The following is a 4,476-nucleotide window of genomic DNA, read 5'->3' as shown; positions in this document are numbered from 1 at the left end:
GCTCCGATTGAATATCGAATCTCGATGGCTGCATAGTCTTTTTTTACAGCTGTCCACTTGACGGGGGTAAGACCAGGCTGCTTGTCTTTTCCTTCCCTATAGGCTGTAAACTCTTTCATTATCCTTCTGAAAAATTCGTCTGCACTTCATTAATCGGCCAATAGCGTAAATCCACTTTCCCGACAACAGTATCTGCTTTTACAAATCCAAAATGCCTGCTATCCCAACTGCCGAGACGATTATCACCAATCACAAAAATATACCCCTTCGGAACAACCTTTTCTCTCGTTAATTCTTCTAACGTAAAATCACCTGTCAACTGCCGGCCTTCCGCTTGCCTCTTATATGTTTCCAAATAAGGCTCATCAATAAATTGACCATTTATATACAATTTGTCATGCTTATATTCAATCCGATCGCCTGGTAAACCGATAATTCGCTTTACATAGTCTTCCTTTTTATTCGCATGAAACACGACAACATCAAATCGGTTCAACTCCCCAACTTGATAGCTAACCTTATTCACAACAAGCATATTTCCATCTTGAAGTGTCGGCATCATTGACTTTCCCTCTACAACATACGTTGAGAAGAAAAACGTTCGAAAAAAAACAGCTAATAGCACACCTATAAAGATTGTTCTCATCCACTCTAGGCCTTCTTTTTTCAAAGCTCGCTTCATCCGCCTCTCCCCTCACCCTTTTCCTATAATGAAGTTGTAATTACAGCGAAGACTAGTCTTAATGTAGTTCTAGCTTTACCTCAATCTTCTTACCGACATACCATAAAATAAAAATGACACCTATGACAATAATAGTTTTCACAGGCTTATGGATAAAAGAAGTTAAATCATGCCCAATATAACTTAAAATAAGAATCATGACTAACTTTCCAAGCGCTAACGCTAACACAAATTGTCGTCTACTAATACGTGATAAACCAGCCACAACATTAATAAGTGCAGACGGCGTAAAAGGAAAACAAAATAATATAAAAATAGGTGCGAATCCTTTTCGCTCAATCCATCCCATCGCTTTGCGCACTTTCGGATGTTTATTCACAAACGAGAAGAATCGACTTCTTCCAAAACGACGAATAACTGAAAATACAATTAATGCACCAAGAACCGATCCAAGCCATGAATACAAAAAACCAAGCCAAAACCCGAAGGCAACTGCATTTGCCATCACAAACAAAATAAGTGGCAGTGCCGGGATAAGTGCCTCTATCATCGGCAAGCTAATACCAAGGAGCGGTCCAAGTGCCCGATAATTAGCTACAAGCTGATCCATATTTTCTGCTGAAAAATACTCTTTGATTGTTTGAAAATCCATTCTACAATTTACCCCTTTGCTATATTCCTATCTCTACTTTATCATCGCTTATTGTAAAGAGGAAATGGTAGATACGACATATGGAGATGTATTTATTAAAGTTCCATAATTTTATGTAAAAATCCTTCATTATTATTGTATGATAATCTATCATTATTTGACAGGATGTTACATATTGAGAAATAAAGTACAACTTTAATCAGTGGAGTTTTCTTCATCCTCCACTGATTATTAGCCCTCACCAATCGGGTATTTACGGGCAGTTATCTCCCACCTATCTTCTTCGCTTCTCTCGGAATCTTGAGGTGGGAGTCTTAATGCTCGCAAATAGCGGGATAAATTTATATCCCCAAAAACGTCCTTTATCTTCCTTCATATTGTAAATTATCAATCCAGTTTTCAACTAAAATCAACAACCGCATTATTATAAATGGGCAAAAATACTATAACAGTGGTTCCTTTCCCTACTTGGCTTCTTATGTTTATTTTTCCACCATGACTTTCAATAATTTGATAACTAATCATAAGCCCAACACCCGTTCCCTTTTCTTTTGTACTATAGAAAGGTTCCCCTAGCCTTTTAATTCTTTCTGGTGGAATACCTACTCCTTTATCTGAAATACAAATCATAACCTCGGTACTATTATGTTTTTTCACGTTAATGGTGATTTCTTGACCATTCTGTATAGCTTCAATAGAATTTTGTAAAATATTTAAAAAAACTTGTTTTAATTGAATTTCGCAGCATTCAACCAATAAATTTTCAAAATCCATGTTTAATGTAATACGAATATTCTTCATAATTGCTTGCGTACTTATTAAAGCAACCACGTTATCTAATATAGTACAAAGATTTTTAGGTTTAAATACTACAACGTTCGGTTTTGCAATAGATAAAAATTCTTGAAGAATTGTTTCAATACCTCTGATTTCAGAAAATATTAGCCTAAAATATTCCTTGTCTTCTCCTACTTCTTGTTGTAATAATTGCATGAACCCTTTAATTACTGTTAAAGGGTTACGAACTTCATGAGCAATTCCAGCTGCCAATTGCCCTACTGCTTTAAGGGTATCTGATTTTTTTAATAATTCCGTTGTTTTTTTACGTTCTGTAATATCACGTACAATAATCATAATTTTATCCTTAAAAAGCGGTAAAAGTCTCGCTTCAAAATAATAAATTTCATCATCTAGTTGTAGAGAATAATCTATTAAAACCGGAACAGCTGAAATTTGTATCTGATTAATAGCTTTCTCAAATTGCTTTGTTATAGAAACAGGTAATACCTCTTGAATTTTTTTCCCTATAAATTCTTCGATTTGAACATAAAATTTAGATATAGAATTAGTTTTACACTTCCTAATGGTCCCATCAAGGTCCGACAAAAAGTATAAATCAGGAATTGCTTTAAAAATTAATTCCAGTTCAGCCGATGTTTGTTTAAGATTTTCTTCCATTCTCTTACGGTTGGTTATATCAATCCCAATTGCTCCAATATTCCATCCTAAAATAGGAATACTCTGTAATATATTTGACCACATGATAGTTTTTATCTCACCATTTTTACAAGTTATGTTCACTTCCCAATCCCTAAAATCATTTCCATTTTTTAATAAATCGTTACATAACTGATCTCTATAAGCTTTATCAGGGTGTAGCAATTCTATTGCTGTAGGATTGTTAATAATTTCATCTGCACTATATCCAGTTACTAATTCACATTCCCGATTCCACATAATAATACTTCCTTTTTCATCAAGAGCATTAATCATAATCGGCATATTTTGTAATATGCTATATAAATGATTTTCATCATGTTGTGTTACGGTTTTTATTTGTGAATTTTTTTCATGAAAATTTTTTAAGTATAATTGTTGAGTTGCCATCTCTTCAATGAGATTTACAATACATTTAAAAGGTGTTATCTGAGAATCTACAATAACCTCTTTATTAATACTTGTCCCAATAACAAAGGTCCCTATATGCTCCTGTTCAATAACGATGGGAATATGAGTTTCTTTGAACAATTTGCTTTTTTGATTATAAAAAAAAGGTTCGCCTTTGAAAAATATAACATTTTGATTATTATCGAGGAGACAGTATGGAACTTTAGTTAAATTATAAAATTGTTCTGTTATGTTCTTGAACTCGTTTATATTTATAAGGTCTTTAAGTGTATATCTCATTATTTAACCCATCTCCTTTTTATTTAATATATCATTATAACTCTCGGGAAAACTAATTATTCGGAAAATAACATGAGCACTTTAAACAGCTTCCTAATACAACGATAATTTTGTTCTACATTGTGATTTAGATATTTCACCTCTCTTTTCGCAATGCTTGCTGGCATCTTTTTCTCTTCCTTCGACTCTACGCCAGATACTTGTCTAGAGTGATAGCACACGGATTTGAAATATGAAAAGGCCGCAAAGCTTTCTTGAAAAAGCGCTTTGCGGCCTTATGATCTCTTGTTTTTCCTAAATAAAAATCAGTTGTATTTCCTTCTGAATCAACGGCACGCTATAAAGTGAAACTTCCACCGGTGAGGGGTCTTCATCTCCCACTGATGGAAAGCCCTCACCAATCAGGTATACGCATTAGATAATCTATGTTCTCCTATTATCTTCACTAAGTCACTTACTATTAACAAGATAATACCTTAATAGTTTCTATTTGAAATTATTTGACTTTGATATACATAATCTCCAGTCTTTCTAAGTTACTAGGATCAGCATGTCCAAGTTTGATAGATTTCTTGCACCAGAACCAGTTGTTTATTATCTCATTCGTTGACGAACGAATAGGAATCCACCTAAAACGAACAATACCATACCTCCAATAATTGAAATCATTTCCGTTGGTGTTCCACCTGTTTTAGGAAGTAATGCTGTCGTCTTATCATTTTCTTTAGTAGGTGGAACTTTTGAATCGCTATTTATGTTTGTGTTTGTATTTGGATCTTTGTCTGGATCTTTGTTTGGATCTTTGTCTGGATCTTTGTTTGGATCTTTGTTTGGATCTTTGTTTGGATCTTTGTATGGATCTTTGTTTGGATATTTGTTTGGATATTAATTTGGATATTATTATGTATCTTTTTTTGATTCTTATTATTAATAATATTATTAATAGTATTCTTGA

At 33.6% G+C, this 4,476-nt stretch carries 4 protein-coding genes and 1 pseudogene; all 5 read right to left on the bottom strand.

Annotated features, from left to right (window positions below; translation table 11 throughout):
* Positions 1-118 precede the first annotated feature (118 nt).
* On the bottom strand, positions 119-682 hold the full coding sequence (gene lepB, locus JDS96_RS29635) for a signal peptidase I (protein ID WP_199668981.1): 564 nt from the start codon (positions 680-682) through the stop codon (positions 119-121).
* 58 nt (positions 683-740) lie between these two features.
* Positions 741-1,334, bottom strand: a complete 594-nt coding sequence (locus JDS96_RS29630) for a TVP38/TMEM64 family protein (RefSeq protein ID WP_199668980.1) — start codon at positions 1,332-1,334, stop codon at positions 741-743.
* Between the two features lie 399 nt (positions 1,335-1,733).
* On the bottom strand, positions 1,734-3,521 hold the full coding sequence (locus JDS96_RS29625; RefSeq protein ID WP_199668979.1) for a PAS domain-containing sensor histidine kinase: 1,788 nt from the start codon (positions 3,519-3,521) through the stop codon (positions 1,734-1,736).
* A 71-nt stretch (positions 3,522-3,592) separates the two neighbouring features.
* Positions 3,593-3,858 (bottom strand): annotated as a pseudogene (locus tag JDS96_RS33400) (DDE-type integrase/transposase/recombinase); the annotation flags it as partial.
* A gap of 257 nt (positions 3,859-4,115) precedes the next feature.
* A complete protein-coding gene (locus JDS96_RS33170; protein WP_307838219.1) occupies positions 4,116-4,277 on the bottom strand; it encodes an LPXTG cell wall anchor domain-containing protein in 162 nt (53 codons plus the stop codon).
* Positions 4,278-4,476: the final 199 nt, after the last annotated feature.

This window comes from Bacillus cereus group sp. N21 (assembly GCF_016483395.1).
GTDB lineage: Bacteria > Bacillota > Bacilli > Bacillales > Bacillaceae_G > Bacillus_A > Bacillus_A pseudomycoides.
This window is presented reverse-complemented; position numbering and strand designations above follow the sequence as displayed.